The organism is Priestia sp. MDV22-iso46 (assembly GCF_058629175.1).
In genome coordinates, this window is sequence record NZ_JBZVWT010000007.1 from 1 (window position 1) to 15,266 (window position 15,266).

18 protein-coding genes are annotated in these 15,266 nt (G+C 37.6%); 5 read left to right on the forward strand and 13 right to left on the reverse strand.

The features are described from left to right. Positions 1-400: 400 nt before the first annotated feature. Positions 401-1,267: a nucleotidyltransferase-like protein gene (locus AC4NPH_RS24250; RefSeq protein WP_013055174.1), complete on the reverse strand. Its 867-nt coding sequence runs from the start codon at positions 1,265-1,267 to the stop codon at positions 401-403. 222 nt (positions 1,268-1,489) lie between these two features. Here AC4NPH_RS24250 and AC4NPH_RS24255 point away from each other — a divergent pair, with 222 nt between their 5' ends. Continuing rightward, positions 1,490-1,849 carry a YgzB family protein gene (locus AC4NPH_RS24255; protein ID WP_013055173.1) on the forward strand — a complete coding sequence of 120 codons (360 nt, stop codon included), beginning with the start codon at positions 1,490-1,492 and terminating at the stop codon, positions 1,847-1,849. Positions 1,850-1,871: 22 nt separating this feature from the next. Here AC4NPH_RS24255 and perR read toward each other — a convergent pair whose 3' ends face one another. From perR to AC4NPH_RS24285, 6 genes are all read right to left on the reverse strand, one after another. Then, positions 1,872-2,306 carry a peroxide-responsive transcriptional repressor PerR gene (gene perR, locus AC4NPH_RS24260; RefSeq protein WP_013055172.1) on the reverse strand — a complete coding sequence of 145 codons (435 nt, stop codon included), beginning with the start codon at positions 2,304-2,306 and terminating at the stop codon, positions 1,872-1,874. Between the two features lie 254 nt (positions 2,307-2,560). Continuing rightward, complete coding sequence (bcp, locus tag AC4NPH_RS24265; protein WP_013055171.1) at positions 2,561-3,031, reverse strand: thioredoxin-dependent thiol peroxidase; 471 nt, start codon at positions 3,029-3,031, stop codon at positions 2,561-2,563. Between the two features lie 69 nt (positions 3,032-3,100). Beyond that, positions 3,101-3,496, reverse strand: a complete 396-nt coding sequence (locus AC4NPH_RS24270; RefSeq protein ID WP_231101659.1) for an ion channel — start codon at positions 3,494-3,496, stop codon at positions 3,101-3,103. 89 nt (positions 3,497-3,585) lie between these two features. Next, positions 3,586-4,371, reverse strand: coding sequence for an ABC transporter permease (locus AC4NPH_RS24275; RefSeq protein ID WP_013055169.1), 786 nt, complete (start codon positions 4,369-4,371; stop codon positions 3,586-3,588). A gap of 9 nt (positions 4,372-4,380) precedes the next feature. Further along, complete coding sequence (locus AC4NPH_RS24280; protein WP_013055168.1) at positions 4,381-5,172, reverse strand: ABC transporter permease; 792 nt, start codon at positions 5,170-5,172, stop codon at positions 4,381-4,383. Beyond that, complete coding sequence (locus tag AC4NPH_RS24285) at positions 5,165-6,178, reverse strand: ABC transporter ATP-binding protein (protein ID WP_013055167.1); 1,014 nt, start codon at positions 6,176-6,178, stop codon at positions 5,165-5,167. Before AC4NPH_RS24285 ends, AC4NPH_RS24280 begins: the two co-directional genes overlap by 8 nt. Positions 6,179-6,380: 202 nt before the next feature. Here AC4NPH_RS24285 and AC4NPH_RS24290 point away from each other — a divergent pair, with 202 nt between their 5' ends. From AC4NPH_RS24290 to AC4NPH_RS24300, 3 genes are all read left to right on the forward strand, one after another. After that, a complete protein-coding gene (locus AC4NPH_RS24290) occupies positions 6,381-7,679 on the forward strand; it encodes a glutamate-1-semialdehyde 2,1-aminomutase (RefSeq protein ID WP_013055166.1) in 1,299 nt (432 codons plus the stop codon). 136 nt (positions 7,680-7,815) lie between these two features. Beyond that, a complete protein-coding gene (locus AC4NPH_RS24295; RefSeq protein ID WP_171843209.1) occupies positions 7,816-7,989 on the forward strand; it encodes a hypothetical protein in 174 nt (57 codons plus the stop codon). 323 nt (positions 7,990-8,312) lie between these two features. Beyond that, positions 8,313-9,401, forward strand: a complete 1,089-nt coding sequence (locus tag AC4NPH_RS24300) for an FUSC family protein (RefSeq protein WP_013055165.1) — start codon at positions 8,313-8,315, stop codon at positions 9,399-9,401. Positions 9,402-9,436: 35 nt separating this feature from the next. Here the strand turns inward: AC4NPH_RS24300 and AC4NPH_RS24305 are convergent, their stop codons facing one another. From AC4NPH_RS24305 to fabL, 5 genes are all read right to left on the reverse strand, one after another. Then, positions 9,437-11,188: an ABC transporter ATP-binding protein gene (locus tag AC4NPH_RS24305; RefSeq protein ID WP_013081549.1), complete on the reverse strand. Its 1,752-nt coding sequence runs from the start codon at positions 11,186-11,188 to the stop codon at positions 9,437-9,439. A gap of 169 nt (positions 11,189-11,357) precedes the next feature. Continuing rightward, positions 11,358-11,894 carry a nucleoside tri-diphosphate phosphatase gene (gene ntdP, locus AC4NPH_RS24310; RefSeq protein WP_013055163.1) on the reverse strand — a complete coding sequence of 179 codons (537 nt, stop codon included), beginning with the start codon at positions 11,892-11,894 and terminating at the stop codon, positions 11,358-11,360. A gap of 195 nt (positions 11,895-12,089) precedes the next feature. After that, positions 12,090-12,350: a YgaB family protein gene (locus tag AC4NPH_RS24315; RefSeq protein WP_013055162.1), complete on the reverse strand. Its 261-nt coding sequence runs from the start codon at positions 12,348-12,350 to the stop codon at positions 12,090-12,092. 189 nt (positions 12,351-12,539) lie between these two features. Beyond that, positions 12,540-12,833 carry a gamma-type small acid-soluble spore protein gene (locus tag AC4NPH_RS24320; RefSeq protein ID WP_013055161.1) on the reverse strand — a complete coding sequence of 98 codons (294 nt, stop codon included), beginning with the start codon at positions 12,831-12,833 and terminating at the stop codon, positions 12,540-12,542. Between the two features lie 97 nt (positions 12,834-12,930). Then, on the reverse strand, positions 12,931-13,680 hold the full coding sequence (fabL, locus tag AC4NPH_RS24325) for an enoyl-[acyl-carrier-protein] reductase FabL (RefSeq protein ID WP_013055160.1): 750 nt from the start codon (positions 13,678-13,680) through the stop codon (positions 12,931-12,933). Between the two features lie 116 nt (positions 13,681-13,796). On the opposite strand from fabL, the gene yfhS reads away from it, so the two are divergent. Then, the gene (gene yfhS, locus AC4NPH_RS24330) at positions 13,797-14,021 is read left to right on the forward strand and encodes a mother cell protein YfhS (protein ID WP_025752758.1); all 225 of its coding nucleotides are present in this window, start codon (positions 13,797-13,799) and stop codon (positions 14,019-14,021) included. Positions 14,022-14,055: 34 nt separating this feature from the next. Here the strand turns inward: yfhS and mutY are convergent, their stop codons facing one another. After that, on the reverse strand, positions 14,056-15,150 hold the full coding sequence (mutY, locus tag AC4NPH_RS24335; RefSeq protein WP_063670469.1) for an A/G-specific adenine glycosylase: 1,095 nt from the start codon (positions 15,148-15,150) through the stop codon (positions 14,056-14,058). Positions 15,151-15,266: the final 116 nt, after the last annotated feature.

Genomic DNA, 15,266 nt, shown 5'->3' on the forward strand with positions numbered 1-15,266 from the left:
CATGTATTAGGCACGCCGCCAGCGTTCATCCTGAGCCAGGATCAAACTCTCCGAAGAAATGTTTGACTTGCTCAATTAAAAAATAAAATTTAACGTTGACGTTTGTCGCTTTGTTCAGTTTTCAAAGTTCAACCGCCGCTCTTAAGCGACTTTTTAATCTTACCAGTTTATCTCTTTCTTGTCAACAACTTTTTTAAGAAGTTTTTTCAAGTTTTTGATAAATTTAGTATCGCTCATCGGCGACGTATATAAATTTATCACGGATATTTTAAAGCGTCAATAGATTTTTTAAAATAAATCGTGTTTTTTTAGAAAAACCTTTTATCCAGGCTATAAAGTCATATGTCAGGGTATCTACACGTCATAACCGCACCGTATCAGATACCCTTTATCCTCTCTATCATTTCGCCACATAGTGTCTATGGTACAAACTCTTTCCCTTGGTTTCTACTTTTTTTACCATAATGATATCTTTTTCAATTAAAAACTCAAGAAGTATTCCTAAATCAATAGCATAAGGGCGTATTTCGGGATGATGAACCAGTTCATTAAACGTCCATTCCTGCTTTTCACTTTTCATAATATGAACAAGATGCTTGGCACCCAATTCAGTTTTTTTATTTACTAGAAATTCACTCGCTAAGAAAAGCAGCTCTAAACGCTTGCTAACCTCTTCTTGGCTAATAATTAGTTCTTCGTAAAGACGATGAATTTCAGGTTCTATTTTTTTCACTTGGTTCCATACTGTCACTTCTGGGTGAAATCCATTTTCCAACACAGACAGTCGTGCTAAATGATGAAGAGCATGAATGACATGATTGAATGCATCTAAATAATGATTAGACGCATAAAAGTCTTTTCCTTCTTTAAATCGGCGAATCAACTTAGCAAACTCGACACCTATTCTCTTTGTCCGATCTTCTCTAGGGAAATCAATTAAGCGTTTCTTTAAATTTTCCATATATTCGTTGCGATCAAATAGCACTTTACCATTTAAGATCCAATCAATAATACGGCGGTTCGTCCCATTCATAATCCATTCACTCATTTGCTGTTCAGAAGCCATATAAAGTGCCGCACGCTCATTTTCATATTCGTATTGTTTAATAAAAAGAGACGTTTCTGTAGTTTTGGTCACAATAAATAAGATAGCATCCAAATTATCCGTCACTGGAGATTCTGATTTCTTTTTTTCAATCAGTAAAATACCTAGTGTGTCTTTATTGCTAGCTCTTTCTTGATATATTGGCCGTAAAACATCTTCCATTTTGAGCTCTCCTAACTGTAATAAACAAATATTTTTCAAACTTTTAAAGGCTATGGACTAAGATTTCTTTTTTTATTATATACGATGTATAACGGATATCCCACTCAGAATTATGGAAATCATTCAGAAAGCTCAAAAACCAACGATAATTTTCCGAAGATTCAATTTTTATTATCATTCACTGTCTCACTCTATGATATATTGGTAACAGGGGGGATACTGATGGGGATAAAGTATTCAAATAAAATTAACAAGATTCGCACGTTTGCACTCAGCCTGATCTTTGTTGGTTTCATTGTTATGTATGGGGGAATTTTCTTTCGGTCTTCAGTCTGGCTAATGACTATTTTTATGCTTTTGGGGTTGCTGTGCATCGTAGCTAGTACCGGCGTTTATTTCTGGATTGGCATGCTTTCTACAAAAGCGGTTCAAGTAACCTGCCCTACATGTCAAAAGCAAACCAAAATGCTAGGGCGCGTAGATATGTGTATGTATTGCAACGAGCCGCTTACGCTTGACCAGTCTCTTGAAGGAAAACAATTCGACGAAAAGTATAATAGAAAAAAACAAAAAGAAAGCTGATAGTATCACTACTATCAGCTTATTAATGCGCTTTTTTAGCCGTACAATCAGGACACGTTCCGTAAATTTCCATTCGGTGGTGACTAATATCAAAGTCAGTAATATGAGCAGCCAGCTTTTCTACTTCGTCTAAACCAGGATAATGAAAATCCACAATTTTTCCGCAGCTTTCGCAAATCACATGGTAATGCTCTGTTGTAACATAATCAAACCTGCTTGATGCATCACCGTATGTTAGTTCCTTTACAATACCTACTTCGCGAAATACTCTTAAATTATTGTAAACGGTTGCTACACTCATATTTGGAAACTTACCTTCCAGCGCTTTATAAATATCATCTGCTGTTGGATGTGTCATTGAATTGATTAAATACTCTAAAATAGCATGACGTTGTGGTGTAATACGAACGCCAGTACCTTTTAACGTTTCAAGGGCTTCTTGTAAATGATTTGACACGTCATGCACCCCTCTTCTGTAAGTATTATTACTTTATAATTCTTATAATTAGTCTACATGTTTTACCCACGTTTTGTCAACTTGATGCCTATTCCTATTTTATGTAATAAGTAGAAATTTTTCATATATTTTATGCAAAAAAAGAAGTGTGGAAATCAATCCACACTTTTAAATATATTAACATCTGAGGAGGTATGCCCTACACTGATATTGTATGTTCAAAGACTAAAACTGCTCTAGTTATCTGCCTGTTTTTATGCCATTTTTTCTTTAATAAATGATAAAGCTTCTTCCACATGCCCTTTCACTCGAACCTTGCGATATTCTTTTACGAGCATTCCTTCTTTATTAATGATAAAAGTGGAGCGTTCAATGCCCATATATTCTTTTCCAAAGTTTTTTTTCAGTGTCCATACTCCATACTCTTCAGCTACGCTGTGATCTTCGTCAGCTAAAAGTAAGAATGGAAGGCCGTGCTTATCAATAAACTTATGGTGTTTGTCGATTGGATCCGGACTCACTCCTAGAATCACCGCATCTAGCTCTTCAAAATTTTCATGCTGATCTCTGAAATCACAGGCTTCTGTTGTACAGCCTGGCGTCATATCTTTCGGATAAAAATACAGCACAACGTTTTTGCCTTTCATCGACGCTAGTGATACTTGCTCTCCATTTGTAGACATCAATACAAAATCGGGTGCTTTTTCTCCAACTACAGCTGTCATATTTATCTTCTCCTTTACGCTTTTCATTTTCTTTGAATAGCGTACCCAATATTAGATAAGATGACAAGTTTAAGTGCGGGTAACAGTTCGCATCACAAAGATTGCAGGCATAATATAGCCGATAAACGCTTCAAAAGTTGCAAATAATTTCCCAATTCCAACCGGATACATATCTCCGTAGCCTACTGAAAATAACGTCGCTGCGCTGAAATACATACTGTTAAACAGGGTATAAAAATAATGACCTTCATGTTCAAACCCTCCGCTTAATACTGGAATACTCCCCATCTCACATACTGTATAAATAAGGCTAAATCCCAATAAAACTGTAATATATGAATAAAACAAGACAAAGAAATGACCAATTGAGAAAAAATGAAATTCTCCAAGTTCTTTTTCAAAGAGAAACTTCATACTACCAATTACAAAAACAATGATAACGAGGATTAGAAAAACAACCATCATTCTACTCCTTTAATTTATACTCTACTACCACTATACGCGCGTTCTTGTCCATTCATTACTACTCCGAAGCCACCAAAAAGAGCAGGCATTTAATTGCCTGCTCCTCTGTATTTTTTGACCCCTGTATTCCATAAGAAAATAGAGATTACAAAAAAGACGATTCCCATAACTGGAGTTAAAAATGCATATCCATACCATTCTGACCTTCCTAAGAAATAAGCAGCTGGATATACGCCTACAAATGCAAAAGGAAGAATCCACGTTAAAACATATCGGATGACATTATTATAAATATCTACAGGATACCTTCCGTAGTTTCCAATATTATAAATAGTAGGCATAATAGAGGTTCTGGCATCGGACCAGAAGCCTATGCTTGCTAAGGCGATGAAAATTCCTGCGTATACAAGCGCTCCTCCTAAAATAAATAATAGAAAAATAAAAACATCATACCACTGGAAATGAAGATGTAAAGAAGACGCAGCATAAGCCATTACTGCAATCCCTGTGATACCACCAAACAATGATTCTAGTTCCATCCGCTCTAAAATAACTTGAAACAAACTGTGAATTGGCCGCGTTAAAATTCGGTCCATTTCTCCTTTAACAATGTACCGCTCGTTGAAATCCCAAATGTTAAAGAAAGACGAAAAAATAGCAAAAGGGACCAAAAAGAAACCATAAATAAAGATAATTTCCTCTCGTGACCATCCGTGCAGCGACTGAGTATGTCCAAATACAACTAAAATAAAAATCAAATTAACTGTTTGAAACAATAAGTCTGAAATGATTTCAACTACCATGTCGGTGCGGTACTGAAGCCTTGTTTTCATATATTGACTAATGTACTGAAAAAAAATCGAAAAATAAAACATTTTCATAGACTACCCTCCTTGAATAACCATTTTTTTCTTCGCTATGTTCCACAAACATGCAATAGGGATAAATAGAAGTCCTGACCAAACTGCTTGTGTGATAAGAGCATTTATTACTTCCTGCCCTTTAAATCCATTTGTGAAAATCATGCTCGGAATATAACTAATGGCTTGAAAAGGGAAATAGCTCATAATATGTTGCGCCCACAAAGGATAGAAGCTGATGGGCAGAAGAAGTCCTGAAAACAAATCAATAACAACGCGCTTCGCTCGAATGAGTCCATCATTGTTAAAGAGAAAGAAAGTCGTAATACCCGTTAATAAATTAATTTGTGTATTAATAATGAAACTAAAAATTAAAGACAGTCCAAAATAAAGCCATGTTGCTGCATTTGCTGAGAACTGTACTGGAAATAAAAACGCGACAATAATCATGCCGGGCACTGAGAAAAACAGCAGCCGAAAAATCCCTTCTCCCAGTCCTTGCATTGTTTTCATACCAAGGTAGCTATAAGGCTTAATTAACTCTACTGCCACTTTGCCATCTTTAATTTCCATTGCCATTTCACGGTCAATGTTATTAAAATAAAAGGCTCTTGCCATCCATGAAACTGCTACATACGTTGTCATTTGGGTAATGGATAACCCTTGAATATTCTCTTTTCCTCCATAAATAGCGGACCATAAAAAGTAGTAAGCACCAATATTAATCGCATAAATCAATATTCCGCTGTAATAATTCGTCCGATACGCCAGCATCATTAAAAAGCGAATGCGTATCATCTCTATATATTTATCCATTCACAACACCTTCTTCATAAATGTTGCGGATGATTTCTTCCGTTGAAATTTCTTCAATGTTAATATCACTGATTTCATGCTTTGCCACCACTTTAGCAATCAGCTGCGACATCAAGTCCCCTTTATTTTGAAGCTGCGCTGTCCACAAATATTTTTGATCACCTTCAATCCAGTTAACAGGCATCCCTTGCGTCAATAGCTTCAACTGTTCTTTATTTGGCGCGGTTCCAAATTCAAACGTAACTTGTTTAAGATCTCCCCAATTCGAACGCAGCTTTTGCAGCGATCCGTCATAAATAATACTGCCTTCATCCAGCATTACGACGCGTTCACATAAAGCTTCAATATCTGCTAAATCATGTGTCGTAAGCAAAATCGTCGTATTATATTTTTCATTAATTTCTTTTAAAAATTGGCGGATTTTTAATTTAACTAGTACATCTAAACCGATCGTCGGTTCATCTAGAAATAGAAGCGGCGGATTATGAATAAGAGCAGCAGCCAGCTCACAGCGCATTCTTTGACCTAGCGAAAGCTTTCGCACCGGCTTATCTAGTAGCGGTCCAATATCTAAAGTTTGAATAACATGCTCCATATGAGCGTTATAATCTTCATCTGACACTTTGTATACTTTTTTTAACAGGCGAAAAGATTCTTGTACGGCAATATCCCACCACAGCTGAGAGCGTTGACCAAAAACAACACCAATCGTTTGGGCAAACTTTTCTCTTTCCTTATGAGGATTCATTCCATTTACGGTAATGTCGCCTGAAGTAGGAGTTAAGATTCCTGTCAGCATTTTGATTGTGGTCGATTTCCCCGCTCCGTTTTCTCCTATATACCCTACCATTTCCCCTTGTTTTACGGTAAACGATATATCGTTCACCGCTTTCATGACTCTATAATTACGGGTAAATAAATCCCGGAATGCCCCTTTAAGGCCAGAGCGGCTAGAATAGGCTTTAAATTCTTTACGAAGTTGATTCACCTCAATAGCATTTTTCATTGTATTCCCTCCGTTACGTGGACGTATTAGTGGTTTCTTTTATTGTTTCCAGCGCCCTTGCTAGCAACTCCTCCAAGAGACGAGGAACTATTTTCTAGCAGTTAGCTCACAAATTTCTATCATACACGTTCTCGAATGTTTTTCAAGAAACAAATAAGTTTGATAGAATAAAGAAGTTGAACTTTTCATTAGGAGGCATACTATGCAATTTACAAAATCAGAACAATTACACGCTGAAGCACTCGAACATATTGTAGGCGGCGTTAACAGCCCTTCACGTTCATATAAAGCCGTAGGAGGCGGAGCGCCTATTGCAATGGAGAAGGCAAGCGGAGCTTATTTCTGGGACGTTGATGGAAATAAATATATTGACTATTTAGCAGCTTACGGTCCTATTATTACGGGACACGCTCATCCTCATATCACGAAAGCTATTACAAAAGCAGCTGAAACGGGTGTTCTTTACGGTACTCCAACTGCTCATGAAGTCACATTTGCTAAAATGCTCAAAGAAGCGATGCCCGCATTAGATAAAGTGCGCTTCGTCAATTCTGGAACAGAAGCCGTTATGACAACGATCCGTGTAGCACGCGCTTATACTGGACGCGATAAAATTATTAAATTTGCAGGTTGCTATCACGGCCATTCAGACCTTGTATTGGTGGCAGCTGGATCTGGCCCTTCTACACTCGGAACTCCTGACTCTGCAGGTGTACCAAAAAGTATCGCTAATGAAGTCATCACAGTTCCTTTTAACGATATTGAGCCTTACAAGGAAGCATTAGAAAAATGGGGCGATCAGATTGCGGCTGTTTTAGTAGAACCAATCGTTGGAAACTTTGGAATTGTTGAGCCTGAACCTGGCTTTTTAGAACAAGTCAACGAATTGACTCACGAAGCTGGAGCACTTGTTATTTACGATGAAGTTATTACAGCGTTTCGCTTTATGTACGGTGGAGCTCAAGATTTACTTGGTGTAAAACCTGATCTGACTGCCTTTGGAAAAATCATCGGCGGCGGCCTTCCAATCGGAGCCTACGGCGGTAAAAAAGAAATCATGGAAAAAGTGGCGCCGCTTGGACCCGCTTATCAAGCAGGTACAATGGCAGGAAACCCAGCTTCTATTCTTTCTGGGATTGCTTGCCTAGAAGTACTAAAGCAAGAAGGTGTTTATGAACAGTTGGATAAGCTAGGGGCGATGCTCGAAGAAGGTATTTTAAAACATGCTCGTACATATAACATGCCTATCACTATCAATCGATTGAAAGGCGCTCTTACTGTCTACTTTACAACGGAAACGGTCAAAAACTATGAACAAGCAGAAAATACAGACGGCGAATTATTCGCACGCTTCTTTAAACTAATGCTCCACCAAGGTGTCAACTTAGCTCCTTCGAAATATGAAGCATGGTTCCTTACTACAGCTCATACAGAACAAGATATTGCCGAGACATTAGAAGCAGTAGAAAAAGCATTTAAACAATTAAGTGAAGAACGCTAATTCTTATTCTAAAGAGGCTGAGATAAAAGAATTTTAGACGAAGTGAAAAATGAACCATTAATCAACATGTTTGATTTGTGGTTCGTTTTTTTTGTTATGGTGAATATAGTTTCATGCGTGTAGGTCTTTCTAGCAGTTGATTAGAGGGCAAGGCGAAGACTCCTGCGGGAAAAGCAGAACAGGCGAGACCCCACAGGAGCGTATGCGACGAGGAGGCTTAGCGGCCGCCCGCGGAAAGCGAAGTCTTGCATGGAAATCAACTGCTGTGTCACAAGCGGTTCAGCTCATGTATCCCATTTGTTCGTCTTGAGATTGAATTTATTTCGTTATGTCTCGACCTCTTTTTCGTTTTACCTTTGGGTTTCCTTATAGAACATTCCCACCTTTCATAACCATTTCTTACGCGTCATCTCCTTTTTGTCAGCCTGTCGAAAAATCCCGAGAAATACCCTTATTTTTCTGCTTGTTTTCTCTTGATATCCATTCTTAAACCTTGTATAGTATGTTATTGTTTATATTATTTCCAACAGGTTATGTAATAAAGAAGGATTGATTTTTGCAATTTATCATTTGTTTTGGGGAACATTCTTCATAACGAAAAAACTTTTTTACAGAAAGGAACTACGAACGCACATGAAACTTGGTGCCCGCATCTTAAAAACGGGAATTGCCATTACACTTTCATTGTTATTAGGTGAATTTCTAAGTTTACCATCTCCAATATTTGCGGCAATTGCGGCAGTTTTTGCAATTCAACCGTCTATTTACAGATCTTATTTAACAATATTGGAGCAAATACAGGCGAATGTGATTGGAGCTGCTTCTGCAGTTTGTTTTGGACTTATTTTTGGTACCCATCCCATCATTATTGGTTTTACCGCTGTTGTTGTCATCGCAGTCAACTTAAAATTACGTATTAATAATACAATTGGGCTTGCGCTTGTGACAGTAATTGCAATCATGGAAAATCCAGGAGATAATTTCGTTGAATATGCACTTATACGCTTTGGTACAGTGTTACTTGGGGTATTCTCAGCATTTATTGTCAATCTTATTTTTATTCCGCCAAAGTATGAAACAAAGCTGTATTATAAAATTGTAAGCACAACGGAAGAAATTATTAAATGGATTCGCATGAATCTTTATCACGCATCTGAGCACACATTGTTAAAAGAAGACATTGAAAAAATGAAAGACAATGTGGCTAAAATGAATCAACTTTTCGATTTTTACAAAGAAGAACGCACTTATTCAACCAAAAAACGTTTTGTTAAGTCACGCAAGCTCGTTTTATTTCGTCAAATGATTACCGTAACAACACGAGCTCTTACAACCTTGAAGCTACTCCACCGAGTAGAAAATGATCTCCAGGTCATGCCACAGCAATTTCAAGATTTAATCAAATCTGAAGTTGAGTGCCTGTTAATGTATCATGAGCAAGTATTATTAAAATTCATTGGGAAATTACGCGTACAGCCAACCACTACTGTACCAAACGAAGCCTGCGTTGGAAAACGAGCTTTAATCGATAAATTTATGCAGTACAAAATATACGATAATGATGAAGAGAATAAGGTTATTTATCATATCTTCCCTTTGATCTCTGTCATCATTGAGTATAGTGAAGAGTTAGAGCATCTTGATAAGCTGATTGATACGTTCCAAAACTATCACAAAGATGATAACTCATTTGATATTAATCATCAGCGACAAGAAGATTAAAAACACCACCTATTGTTAGACAATAGGTGGTGTTTTTAAATTGTATCAAGCTGCTGAACGTTAAAGAGCTGATAGTAATGACCTTTTTTCTTAATTAACTCCTCATGAGAACCTCGTTCGACTACTCTTCCATTTTCTAAAAGTACAATTTCATCAACATGAGTAATTGTAGATAAACGATGGGCTACAATGAAGGTCGTGCGATCTTTTGCTAGTTCAGCTAATGCTTCTTGAATATAGTGCTCACTTTCTAAATCTAGAGCTGAAGTGGCTTCATCAAAAATAAGAATAGCTGGATTTTTTAAAAATACGCGCGAAATGGAAATACGCTGCTTCTGTCCCCCTGATAGCTTCATTCCCCGCTCTCCCACTTTTGTATCATATCCTTCAGGCAAATTCATAATAAAATCGTGGGCATTTGCGGCTTTTGCCGCAGCAATTACTTCTTCATCTGTCGCTCCTGGCTTTCCAAGCAGTATATTGTTTTTAACCGTGTCACTAAACAACACCGTATCCTGCAGGACGATTCCAATCTTATCTCGCAGGCTGCGTACTTTATAGGTTTTGATATCAATGTCATCAATGAGAATTTTGCCCTCTGTCACATCGTAAAAGCGCGGAATTAAGCTGATAAGCGTGGATTTACCGCCTCCGCTCATTCCAACAAACGCAACGGATTTTCCTTTTTCTACATCTAAATTAATATCATGAATCACCGGTTTTTCTTCTTCTTCATAAGCAAATGAAACGTGCTCAAACTGCACCTTTCCATGAAGCTCAGTGCATTCTTTTGCATCTTTCTTGTCTGTAATATCGTATTCTTCATCAATGAACTCAAACACCCGGTCCATAGATGCAACAGACTGCGTGAGCGTAGTCGATGAATTAACCAAGCGGCGAAGCGGATTATACAAGCGGTCAATGTAGGCAACAAATGCTACCATCGTTCCTACGCTAAGACTTTCTGTGATGACTTGATATCCAGCAAATGTAATCACGATTAAAGGCGCCAAATCGGTAATGGTATTTACTACTGCAAATGTTTTTGCATTCCAATTCGTATGATTGATTGCTTTTTGTAGAAAATTTGAATTTTGTTTATCAAATTGTTTCTGCTCATGAGGCTCAATAGCAAAGCTGCGAATAACAGAGATCCCTTGAACCCTTTCATGTAAGTGCCCCTGCACTTCCGCTAAAGCCTGCGAACGGACTCTTGTTAAATGGCGAAGACGACTGTAAAAATATTTTACAGAGAACGCATAAACCGGCAGCAAAATAATCGATACCAGTGTTAAAGGTACATTCATCGTAAACATAATCACAATGGCTATTACAATCGTCATCATATCAAGCCATACATTCATTAAGCCTGTGATAACAAAGTTTTTTGTTTGCTCTACATCATTAATGACTCGTGAAATCACTTCACCCGCTCGAGTATTTGCATAATAACGTAAGCTAAGCTTTTGAATATGGCTAAACAGCTGATCCCGTATATCATATAGTACTTTGCTCGATACCCACTGAGCATAATACTGCCTGTAATATTCAATGGGAGGTCTTAACACTAAAAATATAACAAACGAAATCCCCATAATCGTCACCATTTTATGAACTTTTTCAGAAGAAGACATGCCATGTCCATTTACGATATCGTCCAAAACATATTTCAAAAGCAGCGGAATTAATAAAGGAATAGCAAATTTAATAATACCAATTAATACAGTGCCGACAATTTGCCATTTGTATGGCTGTACAAACTTCATGTAGCGTCTTATACTTCCCATAAAATCTCCCCTTTCTATCTATGAGGGCAAGCTTTCTTAGTATATGTACACGCGTCGATTTTTTAGTGCTTTTATCTCTTCTAAAAGATGGTGAGCATAACGCCAAAAAGAACATTATATCAAACAGTCAGCTTTAGACGGCCTAACATAATGTTCTCTAGATCATTCATCAAGAATGCCGATATGTTAAAAAACGCTCATACCAAATGTCAATGAAATCTGGAGCAAACGGGCCTTTTCGCTGTCGAATCCAACCTTTTAACTCCTCGACGTGATTATGTAAAATACGGTCAATCACTTCTGGATAATTCATTTCTTTTCGATGCTTCTCATATTCATCTTCATCAAGAAGGGTGTATGTCATATCTGGATAGACTTTGATATCTAAATCATAATCAATATATTTGAGCGCTTCATTGTCATCATAAATGAACGGCGAACTGATATTGCAGTAATAATAAATTCCATCTTCACGGATCATCCCAATGACGTTAAACCACTGCTGAGCATGAAAATAACAAATTGCAGGCTCTCTTGTGACCCATGTTCGTCCATCTGATTCTGTAACGACCGTACGATCATTTCCTCCAATCACTAAGTTATTGGTTGCTTTTAATACGGTTGTCCGATCCCACACGCGATGAATATGTCCATTATGCTTGTAGCTGTGTATTTGAATTGTTTCTCCTTCCACCGGAATTCCCATCTCCAATACCTACTTTCATTTTAGCACTTAAAAAAATTCATATAACGTCTCCATTTGTCTTATGTTTATTATAACGGTTTCTCTCTCATTTTAACACAAATGTGCTAACCTTCTTGAGTTCAAAAAAGCCACTCCCCCTACTTTTCCTTTGCTTGGCAGCCTTAAAAAAGAGAGGAAGTGACACATCAATGTTCATTAAGCAAGTGTAGAGCAAGCCCCTTCACTTTTATATGTACGAATAATGTCTTCGGTTTGTGCTTCAAACGTCAATTGAATCTCTTTTAATTTTAGCTTCATTTCACTAATCTCACCTTGCACAGAATGAAGTTTTGCTTCTTCATGAAGTTTTATTAGTTCACCTTCGATTTCCTGACAGCGCTCAATCTCAGACTGCAAAAACAGAAGTTGATCCATGGTCTCCAATTGTTGAGTCACTAGCTCATCAAATTTTTTCATACGATAGCTCCTCCCTATTTGCTTTAACCATACACGCGGCACTTCTGTTAACATTCTGTTTAGGTGATACAGATTCCTTTGACGAGTTGTGTAAAGTTTCAAGAAGTTTTGTCATACTTTGTTGCTTTTTATATAAGAAAAAGCGAACTTAACATCGCCGTATGAAAGACGTTAAGTTCGCTTTTGATATTAACCTTGGTATTTACCAGAGTTTTGGTTTTTCTTTGCTTGAGCTTGTGCGTTTTGTTGTCTCACTTCTTGAGCACTTGTTTCGCTAGCAAATTCAGTACCGAAGTTGTTTTTAGATGCTTGAGCATTTTGGCTTTTGTTTGCCGCTGCTTGTGCATTTTGTTGTTTCACTTCTTGTACATTTGTTTCGCTACCAAATTCAGTACCGAAGTTGTTTTTAGATGCTTGAGCATTTTGTTGTTTCACGTGTTGTGTGCTTGTACCAGATGCTGTTTTGTTTGTTTGTTTTGCCATTGTAATCACCTCCACGAAAATTAATATGCCCGGGAGGTAAATAGGGTATGCAAACTTTTTTCAGTATTTTAAGGCGCAAGCACAAAATACATTTACCTTACATTAAAAGTGAACGCCCTCCATCAATAATAAGCGTTTGACCGCAAATCATATTTGCTTGATCGGACACTAAGAACATAACTGCATCTACCATGTCTTTTGGTTCCACCATACGACCAGCTGGAGTATGCTTGCGTGCATCATCTAGAAGCTCATCGCGATTTGGGAAATGTTTTAATGCTTCTGTATCCACAGCTCCTCCAGATACAGCATTTACCACAATATTCTTTGGAGCCAGCTCCACTGCTAAATAGCGGGTCAACGCTTCTACAGCAGCTTTTGACACGCCTACTGTTGTATAATTTTCTAAATAGCGAATAGACCCAAGCGAACTGATGGTAACAATCTTTCCTCCGCCTACTTTTTCCATACGTTTAGCCGCTTCTTGTGCACAGAATAAATATCCTTTGCTGTTAATATCCATTGTCCAGTTCCAGTGAGTTTCTTCCAATTCCATAATAGGACGTAAAACTCCTGACGCTGCATTACTTACAAATACGTCTAAGCGACCGAATACTTCATCAATTTGCTCAAACATTTCTTTAATTTTTTCTACTTTTCCTACGTTTGCTTTAACAACTAATGCTTCTCTGCCTAATGCTTTGATTTCTTCTGCTACTTCCTGCGCTGCACTTTTGCTTCGTGCATAGTTTAATACAATATCGTATCCTTCTTTAGCCAGACGTAAGGCAATTTCTTTACCAATACCTCTGCTGCTTCCCGTAACTAGTGCTACCTTTTGTGACATGATGTCATCTCCCTTATGTATCGTATTATCTTTACATTGTACTGATTTTATCGCATAAGAAACAAGTAATATAGGGAAAATAGATAAAACTTGATGAAATGAATGAGGTGAATAGAATGTATGTAGGTAGAGACATGACGGCTCTTTCAATGATTTCTAAAAGCGAGTGGAAAGACAGCGAGCTTGCGTTTTTCCATCATTCTTTACAGCAAATAACGCCGTATTTAAATGCTGAAGGACAAAGTATTCATCAGCAAATTATTAAAGAAATTGAAGCACGGGGCGGGTTACAGCGCCAGGAAGCAGATTACACACACGGCACGCATGTATCATATGATTAAATAAAAAGAAGCGCGGAGTTTATCCGCGCTTCTTTTATTTAACAAGTAAATATTCTTTTAAGATTTTTTGATGGGAAACAGGAAATGCATATTGTTCTAAATCTTTTTCAGAAACCACTTTCAAATTTTTTAATGCACTGATATCACTTATAAGCTCTGCTTCATATACTGTGATATTCCAGACGATATGAGAAAACACGTGCTGAATCGTCGTAAACGGTGCATGGATTTTAATATCGGCTCCGTACTCATTTTGAATAAATGCGTGAAGCTGCTGATGATCTGGCGCTATACTAAGATCTACTTCTATATTTGGAAATTCCCATAGGTTAGCTAAAAGTCCTTTGCTTGGACGTTTATGAATCAGATAATTTCCTTCCTCGTCTCTAATCACCGCTGCAGCAAGCTGAAGAGCACGCGGCGCTTTTTTCTTTGATTTAACAGGAAGCTCATTCTGCACTCCTTCTTCAAATGCACGGCAGTGTTCGCGAACTGGACATAATAAACAGGAAGGAGAAGTTGGTGTACAAATAATGGCACCAAGTTCCATCATGCCTTGATTGAAATAGGAAGGATTATCTTTTGAAATAATTTCATGCACGATATCTTCAAACAGCTTTCTTGTTTTCGGTTTTGCAATATCATCCCAAACGGATAAAATGCGCGATAGCACACGCATGACATTTCCATCTACAGCAGGTTGCGGCACTCCGTATGCAATACTTAAAATGGCTCCTGTTGTATAAGGGCCTACTCCTTTTAGTTTAGAGATTTCTGCTGGCGTATTTGGAACTTCTCCCCCGTATTGTTCGTGAACTTCTCGAACGGCGGTTTGTAAATTACGGGCACGGGAATAATAGCCTAATCCTTCCCACGCTTTTAACACATCATCTTCATTCGCATAAGCTAAATCTTTAATAGTGGGAAATTTGCTAATAAAATTATTAAAATACGGAATGACCGTATCTACTCTCGTTTGTTGAAGCATAATTTCAGATACCCACACTTTATAAGGGTCCTGATCTTGACGCCAAGGTAGAATGCGCTGTTCCTGCTCAAACCAAGAGATTAAGTCATCTTGAAATGCTCGAATATCGAAATTTTGTACAATATCTTTACTTTGTTTCACGTCATAGCCTCCGAGGTATTAACTATACATATACAATGTGTTGCTTTTTGAATCTTAGTAACTTTATGATAACCTTATAACAACTACAAATATGAATAGTAAAATGAATTGTTCAA

What these genes read in the sequence shown, in the direction of transcription:
- AC4NPH_RS24270 (WP_231101659.1), bottom strand. Translation starts at nt 3,496, where the DNA reads ATGATGGTTGTTTTTCTAATCCTCGTTATCATTGTTTTTGTAATTGGT.
- AC4NPH_RS24280 (WP_013055168.1), bottom strand. Translation starts at nt 5,172, where the DNA reads ATGGATAAATATATAGAGATGATACGCATTCGCTTTTTAATGATGCTG.
- AC4NPH_RS24285 (WP_013055167.1), bottom strand. Translation starts at nt 6,178, where the DNA reads ATGAAAAATGCTATTGAGGTGAATCAACTTCGTAAAGAATTTAAAGCC.
- AC4NPH_RS24275 (WP_013055169.1), bottom strand. Translation starts at nt 4,371, where the DNA reads ATGTTTTATTTTTCGATTTTTTTTCAGTACATTAGTCAATATATGAAA.
- AC4NPH_RS24300 (WP_013055165.1), top strand. Translation starts at nt 8,313, where the DNA reads ATGAAACTTGGTGCCCGCATCTTAAAAACGGGAATTGCCATTACACTT.
- AC4NPH_RS24320 (WP_013055161.1), bottom strand. Translation starts at nt 12,833, where the DNA reads ATGGCAAAACAAACAAACAAAACAGCATCTGGTACAAGCACACAACAC.
- AC4NPH_RS24305 (WP_013081549.1), bottom strand. Translation starts at nt 11,188, where the DNA reads ATGGGAAGTATAAGACGCTACATGAAGTTTGTACAGCCATACAAATGG.
- AC4NPH_RS24290 (WP_013055166.1), top strand. Translation starts at nt 6,381, where the DNA reads ATGCAATTTACAAAATCAGAACAATTACACGCTGAAGCACTCGAACAT.
- fabL (WP_013055160.1), bottom strand. Translation starts at nt 13,680, where the DNA reads ATGTCACAAAAGGTAGCACTAGTTACGGGAAGCAGCAGAGGTATTGGT.
- AC4NPH_RS24250 (WP_013055174.1), bottom strand. Translation starts at nt 1,267, where the DNA reads ATGGAAGATGTTTTACGGCCAATATATCAAGAAAGAGCTAGCAATAAA.
- ntdP (WP_013055163.1), bottom strand. Translation starts at nt 11,894, where the DNA reads ATGGGAATTCCGGTGGAAGGAGAAACAATTCAAATACACAGCTACAAG.
- yfhS (WP_025752758.1), top strand. Translation starts at nt 13,797, where the DNA reads ATGTATGTAGGTAGAGACATGACGGCTCTTTCAATGATTTCTAAAAGC.
- bcp (WP_013055171.1), bottom strand. Translation starts at nt 3,031, where the DNA reads ATGACAGCTGTAGTTGGAGAAAAAGCACCCGATTTTGTATTGATGTCT.
- AC4NPH_RS24255 (WP_013055173.1), top strand. Translation starts at nt 1,490, where the DNA reads ATGGGGATAAAGTATTCAAATAAAATTAACAAGATTCGCACGTTTGCA.
- AC4NPH_RS24315 (WP_013055162.1), bottom strand. Translation starts at nt 12,350, where the DNA reads ATGAAAAAATTTGATGAGCTAGTGACTCAACAATTGGAGACCATGGAT.